At 54.8% G+C, this 20,991-nt stretch carries 14 protein-coding genes, 1 tRNA gene and 1 pseudogene; 10 read left to right on the plus strand and 6 right to left on the minus strand.

The features are described 5' to 3' along the window. The first annotated feature begins 417 nt into the window (after nt 1-417). Nucleotides 418-2,832 (plus strand): hypothetical protein, encoded by a 2,415-nt coding sequence (locus tag ACQE3D_RS11150; RefSeq protein ID WP_313727911.1) that lies wholly within the window; start codon nt 418-420, stop codon nt 2,830-2,832. Between the two features lie 57 nt (nt 2,833-2,889). Here the strand turns inward: ACQE3D_RS11150 and ACQE3D_RS11155 are convergent, their stop codons facing one another. The 4 genes from ACQE3D_RS11155 to ACQE3D_RS11170 form a co-directional block, all read right to left on the minus strand. After that, on the minus strand, nt 2,890-3,432 hold the full coding sequence (locus tag ACQE3D_RS11155; RefSeq protein ID WP_313727910.1) for a M15 family metallopeptidase: 543 nt from the start codon (nt 3,430-3,432) through the stop codon (nt 2,890-2,892). A 259-nt stretch (nt 3,433-3,691) separates the two neighbouring features. Beyond that, on the minus strand, nt 3,692-4,117 hold the full coding sequence (locus ACQE3D_RS11160) for a desulfoferrodoxin family protein (RefSeq protein WP_071159400.1): 426 nt from the start codon (nt 4,115-4,117) through the stop codon (nt 3,692-3,694). A gap of 93 nt (nt 4,118-4,210) precedes the next feature. Next, nucleotides 4,211-5,335, minus strand: coding sequence for a hydrogenase formation protein HypD (gene hypD, locus ACQE3D_RS11165; protein ID WP_313727909.1), 1,125 nt, complete (start codon nt 5,333-5,335; stop codon nt 4,211-4,213). After that, the gene (locus tag ACQE3D_RS11170; RefSeq protein ID WP_313727908.1) at nt 5,332-5,559 is read right to left on the minus strand and encodes a HypC/HybG/HupF family hydrogenase formation chaperone; all 228 of its coding nucleotides are present in this window, start codon (nt 5,557-5,559) and stop codon (nt 5,332-5,334) included. The genes hypD and ACQE3D_RS11170 overlap by 4 nt, the downstream gene beginning before the upstream one ends. Nucleotides 5,560-5,861: 302 nt before the next feature. On the opposite strand from ACQE3D_RS11170, the pseudogene ACQE3D_RS11175 reads away from it, so the two are divergent. The 5 genes and pseudogenes from ACQE3D_RS11175 to ACQE3D_RS11195 all read left to right on the plus strand — a co-directional run. Beyond that, a pseudogene (locus ACQE3D_RS11175) lies at nt 5,862-6,293 on the plus strand (FecR domain-containing protein); the annotation flags it as partial. A gap of 285 nt (nt 6,294-6,578) precedes the next feature. Next, nucleotides 6,579-9,251, plus strand: a complete 2,673-nt coding sequence (locus ACQE3D_RS11180; RefSeq protein WP_427551764.1) for a tetratricopeptide repeat protein — start codon at nt 6,579-6,581, stop codon at nt 9,249-9,251. A gap of 29 nt (nt 9,252-9,280) precedes the next feature. Then, nucleotides 9,281-9,751 (plus strand): hypothetical protein, encoded by a 471-nt coding sequence (locus ACQE3D_RS11185; protein WP_313727906.1) that lies wholly within the window; start codon nt 9,281-9,283, stop codon nt 9,749-9,751. Between the two features lie 91 nt (nt 9,752-9,842). Beyond that, on the plus strand, nt 9,843-11,993 hold the full coding sequence (locus ACQE3D_RS11190; protein ID WP_313727905.1) for a CHASE2 domain-containing protein: 2,151 nt from the start codon (nt 9,843-9,845) through the stop codon (nt 11,991-11,993). 819 nt (nt 11,994-12,812) lie between these two features. Beyond that, nucleotides 12,813-13,406, plus strand: a complete 594-nt coding sequence (locus ACQE3D_RS11195; RefSeq protein ID WP_313727904.1) for an energy transducer TonB — start codon at nt 12,813-12,815, stop codon at nt 13,404-13,406. A gap of 128 nt (nt 13,407-13,534) precedes the next feature. Here ACQE3D_RS11195 and ACQE3D_RS11200 read toward each other — a convergent pair. Continuing rightward, a tRNA-Leu gene (locus tag ACQE3D_RS11200) sits at nt 13,535-13,621 on the minus strand. A 422-nt stretch (nt 13,622-14,043) separates the two neighbouring features. Here ACQE3D_RS11200 and ACQE3D_RS11205 point away from each other — a divergent pair. The 4 genes from ACQE3D_RS11205 to ACQE3D_RS11220 all read left to right on the plus strand — a co-directional run bounded on the left by ACQE3D_RS11205 (nt 14,044) and on the right by ACQE3D_RS11220 (nt 19,146). Beyond that, nucleotides 14,044-14,943, plus strand: coding sequence for a LysR substrate-binding domain-containing protein (locus tag ACQE3D_RS11205; RefSeq protein ID WP_064031688.1), 900 nt, complete (start codon nt 14,044-14,046; stop codon nt 14,941-14,943). Between the two features lie 201 nt (nt 14,944-15,144). Continuing rightward, the gene (locus tag ACQE3D_RS11210) at nt 15,145-15,651 is read left to right on the plus strand and encodes an RNA polymerase sigma factor (protein ID WP_313727903.1); all 507 of its coding nucleotides are present in this window, start codon (nt 15,145-15,147) and stop codon (nt 15,649-15,651) included. Nucleotides 15,652-15,708: 57 nt separating this feature from the next. Continuing rightward, on the plus strand, nt 15,709-16,659 hold the full coding sequence (locus tag ACQE3D_RS11215) for a FecR family protein (RefSeq protein ID WP_313727902.1): 951 nt from the start codon (nt 15,709-15,711) through the stop codon (nt 16,657-16,659). An 81-nt stretch (nt 16,660-16,740) separates the two neighbouring features. Continuing rightward, complete coding sequence (locus ACQE3D_RS11220; protein ID WP_313727901.1) at nt 16,741-19,146, plus strand: TonB-dependent siderophore receptor; 2,406 nt, start codon at nt 16,741-16,743, stop codon at nt 19,144-19,146. A gap of 48 nt (nt 19,147-19,194) precedes the next feature. On the opposite strand, the gene ACQE3D_RS11225 is transcribed toward ACQE3D_RS11220, so the two are convergent. Next, entirely contained in the window at nt 19,195-20,769 is a 1,575-nt protein-coding gene (locus ACQE3D_RS11225) for a peptide chain release factor 3 (RefSeq protein WP_313727900.1), read from the minus strand. Between the last annotated feature and the right edge of the window lie 222 nt (nt 20,770-20,991).

Genomic DNA, 20,991 nt, shown 5'->3' on the forward strand with positions numbered 1-20,991 from the left:
CCGTTGGTTCTCGGCACCTTCAACTCATTCCTTACGCTCGGCTCATTCCGGTTCATCGGAATTTAATCCTTCGTTCAGTTTCAATTTAACTCGCTTGTTGTAGGGTTTTATAGGTTTCGGTCAATTCGGTTGGTGAAACCGCCATGCAAGCGTCGTCTGGCAAGATTGCATTTCTCGCCGGGTTGACGCTGGCATTGTCGCCGGATTTGAGTTCGCTAACGATATCGGGGTACCGCGCGGAGTTTCGAGTTCGATTAGGAAGATATGTGCATCGCCGACGTTAGCGATACCGTAACCGAGCCGGTTAATCGGGCGGAGAACGGACCGAAAGTCGCTGTCTAGGTCCGGTTTTAAAGATCAAGAGACTCGTTTAAGAGTCCATCATTTGTCACTTAGGCTTCGCGGCCGGAGGTCACCATGGGTATTCGTTACGTTAGTTTGAATGTGTTGCTGATGCTGATCGGCTGTGTGCTGGCCGGGCGCGTGAGCGCATTGGACATTTCGTCGGCCGCGTTAAGCTTGAGCGCAGGGCAATCGAGCGCGGTTTCGATTGACGAGCGGCGCGGCAAAGTGACGGTTAAATCGAGCAATGCTTCGGTTGCCAGCGCCAAATATGGCGATGAGCGCGTCAACATTAAAGCGCGCAAGGCGGGCAACGCGACGATTACCGTCAAGGACGGCAACGGCGCGCAATCGATAGCCGTCACGGTATCCGCCGCGCCGGTATTGACCATATCGCCCAGCGAGCTGGAAATTGGAGTCGGCGACACCGCGACGATCAACGTCGCCAATCCGAACGGGAAGGTGAGCGTCAAGTCGTCCAAGGCCGCTGTCGCCAGCGCGGTTTACGGTAACGCTGTCGTCACGGTTAAAGGCTTGAAGACCGGCGACACTACGGTAACCGTCAAGGATGCCAAATCCAATAAAAAGGCCAAGATTAAGGTGGTGTCGCGGTCTAGCAGTTCGTTAAGCGTCAGTCCCGGCAATATCTCGCTGAATGTCGGTGCCACCGCCAATATCACGGTCGGCAATGCCAGCGGTAACGTCAGTGCTGTAACCGGGGATGCTTCGGTCGCCGGCGTTAGTTACAGCAACGGTATCGCGGTGGTGACCGGGGTGAAGGCCGGCGCCACCACGATCACGATTCGGGATAGCAAGACCGAGAAATCGGTCGCGGTGACCGTATTGAATGCCACGGTCTCCGGCGAGTATTCGCTGATGGCCTGGAACGATTTGGGCATGCACTGCATGGACGGCACCGACTTCTCGGTGTTTTCCATCCTGCCGCCTTACAATACGCTCCATGCGCAACTCAAGAATAAAAGCGGCAAGCTGGTGAGCACCAATGTCACGCTGACCTACGAAGCGGTTGCCGATACGAGTGGTTCGATCAATACCAGCAGTGCCGACAAAACCAACTTTTGGTCATGGGTGGACGACTTGTTCGGCCTAAGTCCGGCGGAGAATGTGGGTGTGAACCTGGACGGCCTGGCTAGCGGCATGCCGATGGCGGGTAATAAAACGCCTTCGTTGACGCCAGCGCCGATGACCTACAACGCCGCCTACGCTTGGTTCGAGGCCGAAGGTATTCCGGTGACGCCGTTCGACGATGCCGGAAATAAAAACTTTTATCCGACCGTCAAGGTGGTTGCCAAGGATACCGCAAGCGGCACGATTCTGGCCACGACGACGACGACGTTGCCGGTCAGCGACGAAATGACTTGCAAGGGATGCCATGCATCCACCGATGCCAACGATCCGGCGCGTAGTAATGCCAAACCGGCCGGCGGCTGGGTTTTCGACAACGACGCCGAAAAAGACTGGAAACGCAATATTCTGAAGTTACACGACGATCGGCATAAAGCCGGCGCGGCGTTTCAAGCCGCCGCCGCTAGTGTCGGTTACTCCGCCAGCGGCTTGTTGCCTCAAGTGGACGATAATCACAAACCGGTGTTGTGCGTCGCTTGTCATGCCAGTAACGCCTATTTCGACAAGGAAAACAAAGTCAGCGTGATGGGCGGAATTGCAGGTATCGCGCCATTTACCCAAGCTCTGCATCTTAAGCATGCCGGCGATTCGGTACTCGATCCGATCAGTCAAACGCCGCTGAACAGCATCGCGAATCGCGAATCCTGCTATCAATGCCACCCCGGTTCGAAAACCCAATGTCTACGTGGCGCGATGGGTAAAGCCGTCGACAGCAGCGGCAATTCGCTGATGAGCTGCCAAAGTTGCCACGGCGATTTGAAAGCGGTGGGCAGCAGCGCTCGACAAGGTTGGTTCGAGGAGCCTACCTGCGAGTCTTGCCACAACAGTGCCGCGACAGGTAGACGGGCCACGACCGGCGTTGACGCCAACGGCAAGGTCATCGTGCCGGCCGACCACACGTTTGCGACGAATGCCAATACGCCGGTGCCGGGTTTGAATCTGTATCGGTTCAGCAAGGGTCACGGCGGCTTGCAGTGCGAGGCATGCCACGGTGCCACGCATGCCGAGTACCCGTCCAGTCACGCCGACGAAAATCTGCAAAGCATCGCCTTGCAAGGCCATGCCGGTCCGATTGCCGAGTGCAGCGCATGTCATACCACGGTGCCGAATACGGCGAACGGCGGTCCACACGGTATGCACACCACCGGCAATGCCTGGGTCCATCAGCACGAAGATGCCGGCAAAAGCGGTTGCAGCTATTGTCACGGTACGACGAGCGCCGGGACGCCGCTGAGCGAAGTCAAGGTGGCGAAAACCATTAACGCGGGCGAGTTCGGCACTAAAAATTGGCCGGCCGGGTATCGGGTTAGTTGCTACAGCTGTCACAACGGTCCTAATCCCTAGGGCGCTACTGGCGTCGCGGAGGCCGGCCGGGATGACGGCCGGCCTCAATAGTATTGACTACGGCATCCGGTAGCACCAATGCCAAGGTTCGTAGATATATCCGTAGCGATTGCCGCGCGGGAACGACAGCGTGAATCCAAATCGGCCGGCGTGCTTGGACAGCCAGGCGAAGGCGGCGGTGTTTTCGAAGTCTTCGTCCAGGCCGGGGCAGCCGGGCGTGCCAACGTCTACCGCGCAGCCGCTATGGTGCTCGCTATAACCGGGTGGGGCCAATATTTTAAGAACGACTTCCAGCGTCCGACTTTGCGCTAACTGGCGGCGGATCAGTTGCGCTTGAAAATCCAGCCCTCGAAAGCCGGATAGCAATCTTAGTTCCACGCCATCATCGGTCGCGGCCGTTTGCAGGATCGTCCAGGCCGCGGCGGCCTCCGGGCCTAATTGAAACGGCTTGGCGGCGCCAGGCGACATCACATCCACCAAGCGCTCCGGTTCTCGCCACAACTGCAGCCCGCGCGCGTCGGGCAAGTCAGCGGGAATGCCCAGCTCTAAAAAAATCGCCCTAACACGGCTGATGTAGGAGTCGGTCGAGTCGTCTTCCATGTTCGATAGTTGCCGGGATTTAGCCTAAATGTTGAGTCGGTATAGTGCTTGGGCTGGGGCTGGGGCGCGGCCTTGATGGCTGGTCGAGGTAACCGTAGCCGATAATTCCTTGAACGGATACCCCCAAATCTCCCCTCCGGTTTGCGATCGAGCTTGCCCAACCCGAACAGCAATGGGCCGAAAATACTCATCGGACTGCCATGTTTATTGGTATGGCGCGCTACCGACGTATATCTGGCCGGTAGCTGTGCCGTTAAAATCAGACCTCCGCGCCGTTCAACCAGGTGTCGTGCTTGTTGCATACGCTGAGTGCGTAGAGCGCGCCGCTGTAGCCTTCCAGCGGAAAGGTCGAAACCGGTACTGTGTCCTTGGCCGGATCCAGCATATGTTCGGCGAGGAATTTAAAGTTTTTGTCGAGCAGTATGTGTTTGACGATGTAGTGCTCGTAGCCTTTCATTTCGTGCGGTGTGGTGACTTTAACCAGCGTTTTGCCGCCATCCTTGCTGATCTCGATGACCGGCAGGTGGGTAGCGGCTTTGCCGGCCCAACGACCTTGCGACTCTTGGGTATAGAACAGCTCGCCCTGCGGCGTGGGTAGTTTGGTTTCGGCGTGACCTAGCGCGGGGACGGCGAGGCCGGCGACCGAAGCGGCGGTACTCAGTTTTAGAAAATCGCGACGTTCCATAGTGGGCTTCCTGTGTGAGTGGCTGAGTGAAATGTCGGTGAGAACCGACGGAGATACAACGATAATCGATAAACTCGAAGCGGTAAAACGGATTTAGTCTGCCGCGACTGATTCGCCGCGCAAGCGACCGTACGACCAGTAGGCCGCGCATGCGCCTTCCGACGACACCATGCACGACCCCATCGGGTTCTCGGGCGTGCAGACGGTGCCGAGCAGTTTGCAATCTTGCGGTTTTTTGGCGCCGCGCAGGATCGCCGGGCATTCGCAGCCTTTGACGTCGCTGGCGCGAATTTCCGGTATCGGATAGCGTCGTTCGGCGTCGAATTCGCCGAATTCGGCGCGGATTTGCAAGGCGCTGTCGGCGATCAATCCCAGGCCGCGCCATTCGAAGGTCGAGCGCGGCTCGAACACTTCGGCGCTCAAGGTTTGCGCCTTGAGGTTCCCTTCGCGGCTGACGGCTCGGCTATATTCGTTTTCGACGGCGTGCCGGCCGGCGTTGAGTTGGCGGACCAGCATCAGCGCCGATTGCATCACGTCCAGTGGCTCGAAGCCGGCGATCACAATCGGTTTATCGTATTGCTCGGCAAAGACCTCGTAAGGCCGGCTACCGATCACGCTACTGACGTGCGAAGGGCCGAGAAAGGCATCGATCGCTACCGGCTGCGGCGCGTCCAAAATCGCCCGCATCGCCGCCGGCGTCAGCACGTGGTTACAGAACACCGAGAAATTGGCTAGGCCCTCGGCCCGCGCTTGTTGGATCGCGACCGCGGTCGGCGGCGTGGTGGTCTCGAAGCCGATCGCAAAAAACACCACCGGCCGGCGCGGATTCTCCCGAGCGATTCGCAACGCATCTTGCGTCGAATACACCATCCGGATATCGCCGCCGGCGGCTTTGGCTTTCAGCAGGCTGTTACGGCCGCTGGCCGGCACGCGCATTAAGTCGGCGTAGGTGCAAAGGATGACATCGTGTTGTTCGACCAACTGAATGGCGTTATCGATACGGCCGGTTGGCAGCACGCAAACCGGGCAACCCGGACCGTGCACGAACTCGACGTTGGCGGGCATCAAATCTTGAACGCCGTAACGAAAAATGGCGTGGGTGTGGCCTCCGCAAAATTCCATCAATCGGTAATGCCGCCCTGGATCGACGGTTGCGGCAATCGCACCGGCCAATTGCTTGGCCAAGTCTTGTTGGCGGAATTCGTCGATGTATTTCATGACGCGGTCAGACCAGCCTCGGCAAATAATGCCAATGTTTTCAGAGCCTCGGCTTCGTCGATTTTGTTTAGCGCATAGCCTACATGCACCAGGACGTAGTCTCCGACCGCGACGTCATCGACCAAGGCCAGCGACACTTCCACTTTGACGCCGTCCACGGATGCCGTTGCCATCTGTTGATCGGATTGGATTTCTATGATCTGGGCGGGTAGAGCTAGGCACATGGTGAGTTTGAACGACAGACTAGTTAAAAAAATATAGCCGGCTAGAGCGGCTATTTGCAACGGGTATTTTGCCGACAATCGCCGGATTTAGCGAGAAACGCGATATAAGAATTCATTGAGTTTTTGGCCGTAAGGGTTTGTGTTGGCGCGAGCTACTGGCAAAAAGTTCCGTACTTTCATCTGATTTTAATCTTGAAAGTGAATTAATACCTTGATATTGCGACTCATATCACACTATGATCGGTCAACAACAATAATTCACCAAATCCGGATCCACTATGCGTGCTTTGATTTTGCTAATCATGGCCTTATTCGCGGGAGAAAGTTATTCCGAGACTGAAATTGCCGGCGCCGAATGCGAAGAGGCACGGGCGGCTCGCTTAGTTTCGTTGCAAGGGTCGGTTTCGGTCGAGTTCAATCACCGATGGCGCGCCGCCGTATTGGACGAGCGCCTGTGCGAGGGTAGTCGGGTCAAGGTCGAGGCGAATAGCCGTGTTTCTCTACAACTCCCCAATGATGAAATCTTACGCCTGGATAAAGAGACGGTTCTGTCCTTAAACGGTATCAGTCAGGATCAACCGACGGTATTGGATTTGGTGAAAGGCTTTGTCCATTTTCTGAGTCGTACGCCCAAACGACTGACCGTGACCACGCCGATTGCCAATGCCGGTCCGGAAGGCACCGAGTTCGCGTTGCGTGTCGACGACACCCAAGCCGCGCTCTGGGTTTACGAGGGCGGCGTCCGCTTCTTTAACGCTCAAGGCAGCGTCAGTTTACAGCCGGGTCAAAGCGCGGAAGCCGGCCTGGGCCAGGCACCTCGCGCGGTCATCGACTTGCGGCCCGCCGACGCGGTCAGCTGGGCGCTCTATTACCCGCCGCTGGTCTCGGCCAATCCGTCGTCGCTGTCTCCGTCATTGCAGTCCGCGTTGCTGGATTATCGGCAAGGCCGCATCGACGCCGCCTTAAAAAACCTGGACGCGTTGCCGGAGACTCGGGACAGTTTGAAAATTAGGGCGGCGTTGCGCCTGATCGTCGGCCGGGTTGAGGCGGCCAAGCAGGATGTCGCGGCGCTATTGGCCGCCGATCCGGACGACGCCGATGCGCTGGCCTTGCAATCGGTGGCCGCGTTGACCCTGAATGCCAAGGACGATGCATTGACACTGGCTCGGCGCGCGGTGGCTGCAAGTCCGCAATCCGTGCCGGCCCAGAGCGCGTTGTCTTATGCGGAACAGAGCCGCTTCGAGCTGAGCAACGCCTTGCAAGCCGCCGCGCGCGCCACCGAATTGGCGCCGGACGATGCGTTGGCGTGGGCGCGCCGCGCCGAACTGGAAATGGCCAATGGCTTGACCGACGCCAGTCTGGTTTCGGCGCAAAAGGCGTCCGCGCTGGACCCGAACCTGGAGCGCACTCAAAGCGTGATCGGTTTTGCCGAACTGGCGCGCGTTAACATCGATGCCGCTAGGCAGCACTTCGAAACCGCCGTGAAGTTGGATTCGACGTCGCCATTGGCCCGCCTGGGGCTGGGCTTGGCGAAGATTCGAGCCGGCGAACTGGAAGAGGGCCGCGCGGACCTGGAGATCGCCGCGACGCTGGACCCCGGCAATTCGCTGATCCGCAGCTATCTCGGCAAAGCCTATTACGAAGAACGCCGCGATCCGCTGGCCCGCGATCAGTTCGACTTGGCTAAACAGCGCGATCCCAAAGACCCCACGCCTTACTTCTACGACGCGATTCGCAAGCAAACCACCAATCGTCCGGTAGAAGCCTTGCACGACATGCAGCAAGCGATTGAGCTGAATGACAATCGGGCGGTGTATAGGTCGGAGTTGCAGTTGGACCAGGATTCAGCGGCGCGAACGGCAAATATGGCAAGGATCTACAACGATTTGGGGTTTGGTAGGGTAGCTCTGAAAGAGGCTTGGAAGTCGCTAGGACGCGATGCCACGAATCCGTCAGCGCATCGGTTTTTATCTGATACCTATCGCGAACCTCGCTTTCGAGTTGCTCGAGCCAGCGAATTGTTACAAGCCCAGTTACTGCAACCCATCAACATTACCCCGGTACAGCCGCAATTGACCGATGAAAACATCGGTTTTTTGAATAACACCGGGTCGGGGTCTATATCGAACAATGAATACGATCCTCTATATACCTCAAATGGGGCTCATTTAGTCCTTAACGGTGCATACGGCAGTAGAAACACCAAATCCGATACGGCGGTGGTATCGGGTGTTTACGATCATTTGTCGATGAGTTTCGGGCAATTCCATTATCAGACCGATGGATTCAGGGAAAATGACGATTATCGGCAAGATGTATATGACGTCTTTGCCCAATACGCTTTAACCGAGCGATTTAATATCCAGTTAGAGCTGAAGAGCGAAGACATTCGTTCTGGCGATGTGCCGTTGCGATTAGACGGTTATCATGCCCAAAATCTAAGGCAAGCGATTGAGCAAGATACGGCCAGAGTGGGCGCGCATTATAAAATTGATAACAAGCAAGACCTCGTATTCTCGTCTTTTTACACCACGAGAAACGATGTCTCGACTGATTTTGCCTTTGTGCAGGGTGCCACGCCGTCGACCAGCTTTAACAAGTCAACTTTCGTGGGTTCCGAGAACAACAATTTTCAGACCGAGTTTCAATATCTATACAATACGCAAAAGCTCGATATTCTGTCAGGTGTCGGCTATTTGGCTTCGCAGTCCGATGATCTGATTAAAAGTTTATCAAGGCGCGCGGTGTTCCCTTTTGATGTAAGACGAAATAAAAGGTTTACCTATTTTATTCCTGGGCAGAGTGCCGAAAGTTATTTTAATTGGTACGGCTATTCGAAGCAGCGGCTTTTACCAGGTGTATTGTCCACGCTTGGTCTGAGTTTGGACTTATATAGGGACACGCATGTTGAGCTGCATCAGCTAAACCCGAAGCTCGGTTTGACGTGGGAGCCAATCAACGACTTGCTATTGCGAGGAGCATTTTTTAGAACGCTCAAAAGACCTCTCGCCGCAAATCAAACTATCGAACCTACCCAGGTTGCTGGCTTTAATCAATTCTACGATGGTATTAATGGAAGCTCGGCGTGGCAATATTCGGTTGGATTGGATTACAAGTTCAACCGTTTTATATATGCCGGTGGAGAGGCGATCTGGCGGGATATTTCGCAAATTCAGTCGTCATTTTCAAGCAATGTTTTTACTCGGCAAAATCGAGACGAGCAATCGTATATAGCTTACGTGTATGCCACGCCCACGGATATGCTTTCGTTAAAAGCGGAATATCGATATTTGCGTTTTGATTCAAGTTTTATTGTCAACCAAAGCGCCTCTTCGGATCCAAGTGCTGTTGCCACTCATCAGGTACCGATTTCTTTAAACATTTATCATCCTAACGGTATATACGGCCGTTTTACCGCCACTTGGGTAAACCAGCAAGTGAATTATGTGACCGATCTTGACATCGCGCCGGCAGGCACATCGCCGATTACTAAGAAGTATGAGGATTTTTGGACATTTGATGCATCGGTCGGATTTAGAATGCCGAAACGCCTTGGAACGGTAAGTTTCGAAGTAAGAAACCTATTCGATAACAGGTTCGGATTTCAGAGTGAGTTCGATGCCAGTGGTCCTCAGCTCAGCGCCTTTATCCCCGAACGGCAAATGTTTGCTAAATTGACACTATTTTATTGATTTTAACTGAGATGGAATGGAGAGTAATAATGAAAAATAGATATTTAATGTTTGGAGCTTTTCTTGTCGTTAGCCTTGTTTCGCTAGCTTCGTGCTCGATGAGCGAGAGGATTGCTAGCCTGACTAAGAAAAATGTGCCGATGGCAAGCGGCGTCGATTTTAAATCCAACCGCTTTGTGGTAGTAAATTCCTTGGACGGTAAGGAAGTAGCCTCTTGTGGAGATAGTGAAATACCTTCAGGTCGCGACGTTTACAAGAATAATGAAAGCGGTAAAGGTGACAGTTGCGGTGTTAAAATCATCCAAGTCGATGACGCTGTATTAAACGCATTGAAAGTTACCGCACCAGTTGAAGGGCGCATATCAAAAGACGGAAAAGAAGTAAATGCTAAGTTTTTCGTATCGGTTTTAGCAATCTACGAAGGTTCCGTGTGTACTGTTTATTACAATAACGGAAAAAAATATAAAGTATGCGTTCCTGAAGACTCAGCAGAGTGGTAGGCGTATTTATCTCTGATTGGTACACGATTTTTCGTTTACTGCTATTTAGGAGGTGGTTAGTTTGTAACGAGAAAGTGTTGTACTTTTACAAATGCGATTTTTAATTTTCTCGATTTTATCGTTTGGCATAGCGGTAGCTATTAATTTTTGCTTTGGTAAATTTACGTATATTGGTGATGGTTATTTTTATCGGATAAGAGGAAACGTGCCGCTTAGTTCGAAGTTGCTCGTGGTTGCCATGGACGAAACCTCCGAAGCTGAGCTAGGCGTCGGCAATGATTTAACTCGCTGGCGCCGCTACCACGCCGGATTGATTCGGGAGTTGCATCGCCAGGGCGCGGCGTTGGTTGTGTTTGATTTGCAGTTCATTCGTCCCGATCCCGAGGTCGATTCCGACCTCGCGGACGCGATGCGAGAAGCCGGCAATATTCTTGCCAGCGACTGCATACAGATGTTTCGACGCGCGACCGAGGATTTTTTCGGGCGGGAAGAGTGCTCCGAAAGCAATAAGGATTCGGCACTTTCAAAAACAGGGGGTGCGGGCGGTGAGCTGGCGGAGCCACTCGTGGCACTTAGAAGAATTTCCGCCAATCCACAATTGCAGTCTGCGCTTTTGGGGCATGCGCCGTTTGTGTTGGCCAACGATGCCGAGGACGCGACGATACGCGAAACGTGGTTGTATCTGGACGGTTTGGGGGAAATGCCAAGCTTACCGGTCGTAGCGTGGGCGGCGTATCTGGATCGGATGCAAGGGTTCGAACAGTCCAAGCCTTGGGACGCTTCTTACATGGATTGGCTCGCCGAGCTACGCCGAACCTGTTTGGCGGCGAACGGTGACCGCGCCAGCCAGAAAGTCGATCAGCGGCTAGCCAGCATAGTTTGCGGCGACGAATCTCGGTTCATCAATTTTTACGGACCGCCGCAAACCTTGCGGATGACGTCCTACAGCCAGGTATTGCAAGGCAAGGTGGGCGACTTGCGCGACAAAGTGGTCTTTGTCGGCAAAGCCAATCGGCAATACGCGGCCGGCAAGACCGATTTCTTTCAAACCCCGTTGACCGATGCGCGTACCGGCAAGATGGCCGGCGTGGAGATCATGGCGACGGTGTTTGCCAATTTGCTGGAAGATCGCTTTATCAGAACCCCAGTGGCTCACGGCGCGGTCTATGCGGGACTCGCCCTCGTGTTGGCCTTGTTGCTGTCAGTCTTACCCGCTTGGACGGGCTATGCGGCTACCGCGTTGTTTGCTGTGAGTTACGTACTGACGGCGGTTTGGTTGTTCGCTCGTCACGCCGTTTGGTTGCCGATCATGACCCCTGTGTTCGTGATGCTGCCGACAGCATGGTTGACCAGTTTGGTTATGGCACGCCGCGAGTTGTTGATTGAGCGACGGCGCATGCTGGCCTTTGTGCGTCGCGTATTTCCGCAGTGGGCCGGCGCTTTGCCGTTTGCGGAGTCGGGTAATCGGAAAGCAACATTCGCCGCGATGACTCATCGGGAAATTCGCGGCGTATGCCTGGCCACCGACATCGAAGGCTATACCTCGCTCGCGGCGGGTCGCAGCGCGGAACAGATGTGGGAGTTATTGAACGCCTATTATCAAGTGCTCGGTCGTCCGGTCGGCGCGCGCGGCGGCGCGGTCGCGGACGTGACCGGCGATTCGATGATGGCGGTTTGGTTCGAGTTATCCGAATCCGAACGGCACACAGCCGCGTGTCTGGCTGCCCTGGACATGCAGGCGGCGGTTACCCAATTTAATCAAACCTCGGGGCTGGAGCCCATTCGTACCCGAATCGGCTTGTACGTCGGTGAAATGATCCTGGGCGGACTGGAAAGCGGTCAGGCGAATCATTATCGAGCGATAGGCGATACCGTGAACACTGCATCGCGTATTCAGGGGATCAACAAATTCTTGGGTACTCAAATACTCGCGTGTCGGGAATTGGTCGATACCACTGCCATCGCTTACCGGGCGGTTGGGCGATTTCGGGTGGTTGGGCGTGCCGAACCGGTCGATCTGGCGGAGATCGTAGCACCCGAAATGGGACCGATTGATGGCGGTTTCGCGGTCGCGCTTTCGGCGTTTCAGCGAGGAGACTGGCAAGTGGCGATAGAGGGATTTCAATCCGTCCTTAAAAGAGGTACCGATGGTCCGGCGAATTTCTATTTGGCCTTAGCCCAAGGCTATCAGAATCAACCACCGATCGATTGGGATGGCGTTGTTACCCTGGATGCTAAGTAATCGATTGCTTTCACTGTTAACGAAACCGGTACGCAATCTTCCGCTCGCAGTCCTTTTCTCGCTGTTTGGCGGCACGATCCAAAAAGCCAGGCCGATCTGAAGTGCCTACTGTAGTTTGCTCCGCTTGGCACCCAGCACCGTCACAAGCCATGCTGGGCCGCTAGTTTGCGTAAACCTTTTCCTCTCGTTCCGATTTAAAGCCCAAATCCGGAATCTCTAGTTCATCTCGTCCTTCCGTTTTGATTAGTCATCAGTGTATTGAAAGGGCTTGTCGTCACCGTATCGTGGTGAGTAGGGCATATCCCCTGATCTATCGTTAAATAACACAGTTAAATTATTTTGCGGTTGGGCAATCACAGCAAATACGCGGGTTTCCGAAAAGGCGCGGTATTTGCTTTATAGCAAGAATGCTAAGTCTTAATTGCCGTAAAAATTCGTCGTGCCACAGGCGAAATTGGCCGCGCCAGTCTAGCCGGATTAGCGGCGCGGAGGAATTTTTGGGGAAAAACGTCCGGCATGATTGTTTGATTTCGCTGGTTTCGGTCGGCGTGTTCGTAGGGTTTATCGATAACAACGAATTATTTTAATTTCCGTATGTTCCGATTTCCGACCAGTATTCTCGAAAAGCCTTCCGCTCGATTCTCCTCGGGGCGAGCGCCGTCACCTTCCTTCGTGGAGGACTCGCGCCGAGGGACCATCGCGCCGGTATTCGCAAATCCTCGGATTAATATACCCGGAGCAGGAAAATCCCGAAATCGTGACGTATTGTTCGCAATTGCCGTTACGGTTTCCGGGATTCACTTGCTAGGCGTGAAGTGCTTGTTTGTTCCTGAGCAACGTTCTCCGGAGCCTGAGCCGCTGGCCATCCAGGTTTCAACGATTACGATCCCCGCAGCTAAACAGACGCCCGTACCGCTGGCTAACCCGCCGCAAGCTTCAAAGCCTCCGCGTAAGCGTGTGCAACCCAAACCGAAATTAATAAAAACCGAACAAGCGCGAGCCGCTGATTTTTCCGAGCTCGAACAATTGTTGAAGCAACAATTGCAGCCTGTAAGCGATGTGTTACCCGCGCCTAATCAGCCTGAGAAGCCCGTGTTCGAAAACGAGGCTCAGCCGTATACCGAGGCTTATATGAGCGCGGCGTATGATAAAAATCCTAAGCCAGACTATCCATCGGTAGCCAGGAGTCGCGGTTGGCAAGGCAGGGTCGTGTTAAAAGTTCTGGTCAGCGAAGCAGGGCAAGTGGAAACGATCGGTATTGAACAAAGCAGCGGTCATGAGACTTTGGACGAAGCTGCACTAGAAGCTGTAAAGAATTGGCAGTTTGTTCCGGCCAAGCGAGGGGAGATCAATGAGGCGTGCTCAGTGCTTGTGCCGATTATTTTTAGTCTTAAAGACCAAGAGAACGCTTAATACAATGGAGGCGACGCTGTGGTCTAGCGTATAAAATTGATTTTTGGATATTAGCTACAAGAACCGTAGCAAAGCTCTATCGAAAGGAATGGATATAAAACTTCACACCATATTTCACTGAGAAATGATGGTGCCGAGGAGAGGACTTGAACCTCCACAGGGTTACCCCTACTAGCACCTGAAGCTAGCGCGTCTACCAATTTCACCACCTCGGCTTAACTTGGCTGGCAAGTTAAGTGCGCATTATATTGTCAAATTAAGTATCTGTCAACTAATTCCCGTCTATTATATTTTTCGATCAAGTTCCAAGTGGATTCGTTCTGGCTTCAGGATGAATGAGCCACTTCGGGGAAGGCGACAATTCCTATCACGTCATGCTGAAAAGGGGTAATGCCGGGCTAGCCGCAAAAAAACGGCGGACCGAGGTCCGCCATAAGACATCCGTGTCGCTAGGAGGAGATTGCCCGGCGTTTTACATGCGACGAATCCGGATTAGATGTCGATGTTGGCGCCGGAAACCCCTAAAATGAAGCGATAGCTTTCGATGCGGCCGCCGATTTTACGGACGCCTACCGAACGCACGATCAGTATAGTGGGATTTTCCGAAATTGCTTGACGTTAGAACAAGGTTAGCTGCATGAATCTAAACCAACTTGAGTTATTGCGCACGCTGCATGAAACCGGCTTCAATCTGAGCCGGGCGGCGGATAAGATGCACGTGGTGCAATCGGCGGTAAGCAGGCAATTACAATTATTCGAAGCCGAGTTGGGTTCGCCATTATTTGCCCGGCAGGGTAAAAAGTTGATCGGTCTAACGCCGTTGGGCGAGCGCATTATGGCGGAAGTGGATTTGATTAATCAGGCCAAGAAAAATATCCAACTGATTGCCGACGATTTCCTCGACAGCAGTAGCGGCACGCTGCATATAGCAACTACCCATACTCAGGCCAAGTATCTGCTGCCTGGGCCGATTGCCCGGTTTCGCCTCCGTTACCCGGGCATTAAGATTTACATGGTGCAATCGTCACCCGACAATCTGATCGATTTACTCCACCAGCACAAGGCGGATATTGCGATTTGTACCGAAAGACTGGCGGAAGACGACAAATTGGTGGTCAAGCCCTGTTATCACTGGCACCATGTTGCGGTGGTGCCTAAAGGCCATCCGTTGGCCGAAGGCGACATCACCTTGCAACGACTGTCGGCCGAACCTATTTTGACCTATACGCCGGGGTTTACCGGACGGTCGGCGATCGAGAAAGCCTTCGTTGACGCGCATTTGCCGTTGGACATCAACTTGGCCGCGGCCGACTCCGACGTCATCAAGACTTACGTGCGGCTGGGCATGGGAGTCGGTATCATCGCCGGCACGTCCTACGAGCCCGTCAAGGACGCGGATTTGGTGGCTCGCAGTCTGATGGATTTGATCCCGAGTTCGACCACTAAGATTGCGTATTTGCGGCAATTGTATTTGCCGTCGTATTGTCAGTATTTCATAGACGAGTTACTGGCGGAGGCCGCGACCAAATCCGATTGAGGGTGGGTTATAGAGGGTCGGTTATATCTATTAAACTTTGTTAAATAACTCGGATAAGATGAGTGAAATGCCGCATTCCGCGTTAAGAGCATGCGGTTAGAGCGCGGTGTTTTCGACTCAAGGCATTGATTGCGCGGGACTGACAATAAAACGGCATCGAATTTGTTGTTAGGGGCCAACTCTCTTTCCCTGCCGTTTTCGATGACTGATACCCTGGATATTCAGCACTTGATCGTCCGCTACGACGCAGAGCTGCGGCGCGTCATGTTCAGGCGCTGCGGTTGCTGGGACATGGCGGCCGACATCGTTCAAGAAACCTATCAGCGCATGCTGAGCGGCGACCTATGGCGTGCGGCCGACAATCCGCGAGCGCTAATGCATCGGATCGCGGCCAATCTTGCGACCGATTACGAGCGGCGCGATGCGGTGCGCGACCGATACTTGGCTAAATCCGACGAATTACCGGATTGGGTAGCGGAGATCGAAGCGCGCCAGCCGGACCGTCTGTTAGCGGCCCGCCAACGCCTGGGGCGCTTGGCGGCTGCAGTGGAAGGCTTACCACCGAAATGCCGAAGAGTCTTCGAGATGCGAAAATTCGAAGAGTTGAGTCAGGCGGAAATCGCCGAGCGTTTGGGCATTTCGCGTAACATGGTCGAAAAACATCTGCGCAATGCCTTGCTGGCGCTGCAGCAAGTCGATGATGATTAGTGTTCCCGGTGTTGCCGCTTATCGCCTATTGAATTTCGGGTTTTAACCTTTCTAACCATGCCCGCACCCGCCCAAAACTCCGCGACAATTCGTGAACAGGCTGCCGATTGGTGGGCGCGTCTGGATGGCGGAAGCATGGACGAAAACGAGCTTAAGGAATTTCAGCGCTGGTTGAATGCGTCTTTGGAGCATCGTTTGGCCTATAGCGAACTTGAAAATTTGTGGGGCGAACTGGATGGTTTGGCAAAGGTTGAGACGTCGGTGGCGCCGAAGTCGAAACCGCCGGCTAAGCGGGCTCTCGCTCCGCTGATTTTCGGATTGGCGTTGGCCGCAAGCTTGGCGGCGATCTGGCTCAGTCCTTACTTACAACTCTGGAACGCCGATTTGCAGACCGGTCGCGGCGAGATTCGCAGCTTCACGCTCAGTGACGGTTCCACGGTGCATTTGAACAGCGCATCCGCCGTCGATGTTCAAATCGATGAAACGCACCGCGAGTTGCGCTTGCTGCGGGGCGAGGCAGCGTTCGAAGTCAGTCCGGACCGTAACCGGCCGTTTCGAGTATACGCAGCCGGCGGCAGCGTCACCGCGTTGGGCACCGCGTTCAACGTCAAATTGGCCGAGGAGGGCGCCGAAGTCACGGTGACCGAACACCGCGTGCGAGTCGAACTCGGCAACGGCCGACAAACAACTGAGATCGAGGAAGGTTTGGCGGCCAGTTATGACGCTGAGCATGGACTGAGTCAAGCAAAAGCGGCCGACATCGGCGCCGCGACCGCTTGGCGCCGCCACCGATTGGTTTTTCAGAATCGTCCGCTCGACGAAGTCGTCGCCGAACTGGCTCATTATTACCCCGGCGTCTTGCTGATTCAGGACGCCGACCTTCGCCAACGCCGGGTCAACGGTGTGTTTCGGATCGACGATCCACTCGCCGCGATTGCCGCGCTGGAAACCGCGCTGCAATTGCATACTACCCGCTTCGGCGACTATCTGATTTTGCTGCATCGTTAAAAAATTTCCCGACCTCCTGTTTTGGCTGACTAGTGCGTCATAGCTGTTACTAAACGTTAAAACACTTGGAGAGGGAACACAATGTCAGTGCACGATACCTTTAAAACCGCCAGCGTGCTGTTGGTTGTCGGCTCGGCGGTAGCCGGAGGCGCCGTTGCCGAATCAGCGGTCCGGGAATACCGGATCGCGGCGGGGCCGCTTGCGGTTGCGTTGAATCAACTGGCCGAAGTCGGCGGCCTGCAACTGATTTACGATGCCGAAATCGCCAACGGTTTACGCAGCGGCGGATTATCCGGTCAATTTTCGCCGGAGGCGGCATTGTCAAAGCTGTTGTCCGGAAGCGGCTTGACTTACCATTTGACCGCCGACGGCAACGTGCTGATTCAACGCCAGGCGCTCAACCAGCGCGATGAGCCGACTGCGTTACCGGCGATTAACGTCGTCGGTAAATCCAGCAATCCGTTTTTCGAGGGCGAAGATCCTTATAACACCGACTATAACCGCCACAATGCCACCACCGCGACCAAGACCGACACGCCGTTGATGCAGACGCCGCTGTCGGTCAAAGTCGTGCCGAATGCGGTACTGAAAGACCAACAGGCCATCACGATCGATCAGGCGCTGAGAAATGTCAGCGGCGTCAGCAACGGCTTGGGCGGCAGCGGCACTTTCTTCATCCGGGGTTTCGGCAGTTATATTAACTATCGCGACGGGGTGTTGAGTCAGGGCGAGTACGCTCACACCGAGGATTTGGAAAACGTGGAACGGGTGGAAGTGCTGAAGGGCCCCGGCTCCATACTTTACGGTCGGACCGAACCCGGCGGCATCGTCAACTTCGTCACCAAGCAACCGCTGGATACACCGTATTACAGCCTGCGCCAGCAATTCGGTTCGTTCGACATGTACCGTACCAGCGTCGACGCGACCGGGCCGCTGAACGCCGATAAGACGCTCGCCTACCGTTTCAATCTGGGATATCAAAGCAACCATACCTTTCAGGAATTCGGCGGCAACGAACGCTTGATGGTCGCGCCGACCTTGCGCTGGAATATCAGCGACAACACGGTGTCCACGATTAAGCTCGAATATAGCGACATCAAGGAATTCGGCAATGGCACGGTACCAGTAATGGGTAATCGACCCGCGCCAATCGCTCGCGAGCGGAATCTGGGCGATGCCTGGAACTATCAGCAAGACGAATACGTGATGCTGGCGCTGCACACCGAGCACGCCTTCAACGACCGCTGGAGTCTAAGGCACCGCTTCAATTTCAAGAATTACAATCTGACCATGTCGGCGATTCACGGATCGGTCGCCGATCCGGCGACCGGCGATGTCGGCCGGGCATTTTTCGGCCAGAATACCGACGGTCAGGACTATCAGTACAATTTTTTCAATGCGCTGGAATTGAACGGTAAATTCGATACGGCGTTTTTGAAGCACAATCTGCTGATTGGCGGCGACTACTACCGCACCGATTATCGGGTTTCGATGGCCGGATTCGGGTTTAACGGCGATTTGTACGACACCAGCAATATCTACCGGCCGACTCACCGCGCCACTCCGCCGACACTGTTGCCGACCGACGTGACCTATTCGAACTCAACCGTACCCTGGTTCGGCTTGTACGCCCAGGACCAAATCGAATTGCCTTACCATTTTCATGTGATGGCCGGCCTGCGCTATGACAATGCCAATGTGATTTACAGCAGCTACGGGGAGTTTGGTTCGGGCCAGTCGCCCGAACAAACGTCGGAGCGGGTATCGCCGCGCGGCGGCGTGGTCTGGCAACCGATACCGGAGTTTTCGCTGTACGGCAGTTACACCGAAAATTTCGGGGCGCCGAATTTTTGGGGGCGCGACGGTAAGCCGCTACCGGCGCAAACCGCCGACCAATGGGAAGTCGGTGCAAAAACCGAATTGTTCGACGGCCGTTTCAGCGCGACGCTGGCTTACTACGACTTGACCAAGCGCAACGCACCTATCGCGACTTATCTGGCCTTATCGCGCGCGGTGGGCGAAGCGGAAACCCGCGGCATCGAATTCGACGTCAGCGGGGAGATCGTTCCTGGCTGGAATGTGATCGGCGCCTATTCCTACATGCCGTTCGCCAAAAGCATCAAGGACGAAACCGATCCGACCGTGGTCGGCAACCGCTTGAACAACGCGCCCAAGCACAACGGCAGTCTGTGGACGACCTACGAGTTTCAGCAAGGCGAGTATTTGAAGGGACTGAAATTCGGTGCCGGCATGCAGGCCGTCAGTCAACGGGAAATCGGTTATTACGAGGGCGCTCAGGCGCCGGGCTACGTGACGATGAATCTGATGACCAGCAAGGCTTGGCAGGTCGGTAAAACCAAACTGACCGCACAGCTCAATGTCGACAACTTGCTGGATAAAACCTATTACCAGTCGATTTACAGCTACGGTCCGACCTATTACGGCAATCCGCGTACCTTCATGGGGGCGGTGAAAATCGAGTATTAAGCGGAAATCGGCCAGCCGGGCGGGTTCGCTGCCCGGCTGGTTGGTGCATTAAAGTTCTCTGGTGGCGCTGAAATGAATGTCCGGCCAGCGTTCTTCGGTCAGTTGTAGGTTGATCCGGCTGGTCGCCAGATACACCAAATAACCGCCGCCGTCCTCGGCCAGATTTTCGAAAGCCTTGTTTTTAAACTCTTCCAGCTTTGCCGGATTGTTCGAGCTGACCCAGCGCACGGTGTTGATCGGCGAAGCGTCGTAGACGCATTCGACATTGTATTCGTGCTTCAAACGGTGGGCGGTCACGTCGAACTGCAGAATACCCACCGCGCCCAGAATTAAGTCGTTGTTTTTAAGCGGTTTGAATAGCTGGGTCGCGCCTTCCTCGGTCAATTGCACCAAACCTTTTTGCAGCGCCTTAGCCCGCAAGGGATCCTTCAACACCACGCGGCGGAACAGTTCCGGCGCGAAGTAGGGGATGCCGCCGAATTTCAAGTTTTCGCCCTGGGTGAAGGTGTCGCCGACCTGAATGGTGCCGTGGTTATGCAAGCCGATGATGTCGCCGGGATAGGCTTCCTCGACGTTTTTGCGGCTGTCGGCTTGAAAGGTGATCGCATTGGCAACCTGGATGCTCTTGCCGATCCGCACGTGGTGCATCTTCATGCCTTTGTCGAACTTGCCAGAGCTGATGCGCATGAAGGCAACCCGGTCGCGGTGAGCCGGGTCCATATTGGCCTGGATCTTGAACACGAAACCGGTGAATTTATCTTCGCTCGGCTCCACCAAGCGTTGCTCGGCTTGGCGCGGACGCGGCGGCGGCGCGTATTCGGCGAAGGCGTCCAGCAATTCGACGATGCCGAAGTTGTTGATCGCCGATCCGAAAAACACCGGCGTCTGCTCGCCGCGCAAATATTTGGCGTGGTCGAATTCGTGGCTGGCGCCCTTGACCAGATCGATTTCGTCGCGCAATTCGTCAGCCTGCAGGCCGAGCAACTCGTCCAAATGCGGATTGTTCAAGCCCTTGATCAGCGTGGAATCGGCGATCTTGCCGCCGTGCTGCGGGTTGAACAGCAAAATCTCATCTTTGTATAGCTGATAAACGCCCTTGAAACGTTTGCCCATGCCGATAGGCCAGGTCATCGGCGCGCATTCGATCTTCAACACGCTTTCCACTTCATCCAATAGCTCGATCGGCTCGCGACCCTCGCGGTCCAGCTTGTTGATGAAGGTCAGGATAGGCGTATCGCGCAAGCGGCAGACTTCCATCAGCTTGATGGTCCTGTCCTCGACACCCTTGGCGACGTCGATGACCATCAGCGCCGAATCGACCGCGGTCAGCGTGCGGTAAGTGTCTTCCGAGAAGTCTTCGTGGCCCGGCGTATCCAGCAGATTGACGATGGCGCCGTTGTGTTCGAACTGCATCACCGACGTGGTGACCGAAATGCCTCGTTCCTTTTCCATCTCCATCCAGTCCGAAGTCGCATGCCGCGCCGCCTTGCGGCCCTTGACCGAGCCGGCCAGCTGAATGGCGCCGCCGAACAGCAGCAGTTTTTCGGTGATGGTGGTTTTGCCGGCGTCGGGGTGGGAGATGATGGCAAAAGTGCGTCTACGCTTGTATTCGGTGGCTTGCATGCGGTTTTAGGTCGGAAAAATCAATAACGTTCGCTGGAGGTCGTGCGACACAGTGGCCAGAAACCTCCGCGCGTAACAGCGTATTGTATCTTAATTTGCAGCAAGCCCGGTTCGAGCGCGGCGGTTTCGACGCTGAGAGGCCGTGAAATGTGACGTTTGCTCGGGATTCGGTTTCCGTTTGACTGGCGCTTAGCCGGGTGTCGGCAGCGACGCGGAAGATGC

The organism is Methylomonas sp. MS20, from assembly GCF_050275925.1.
Lineage (GTDB): Bacteria > Pseudomonadota > Gammaproteobacteria > Methylococcales > Methylomonadaceae > Methylomonas > Methylomonas koyamae_A.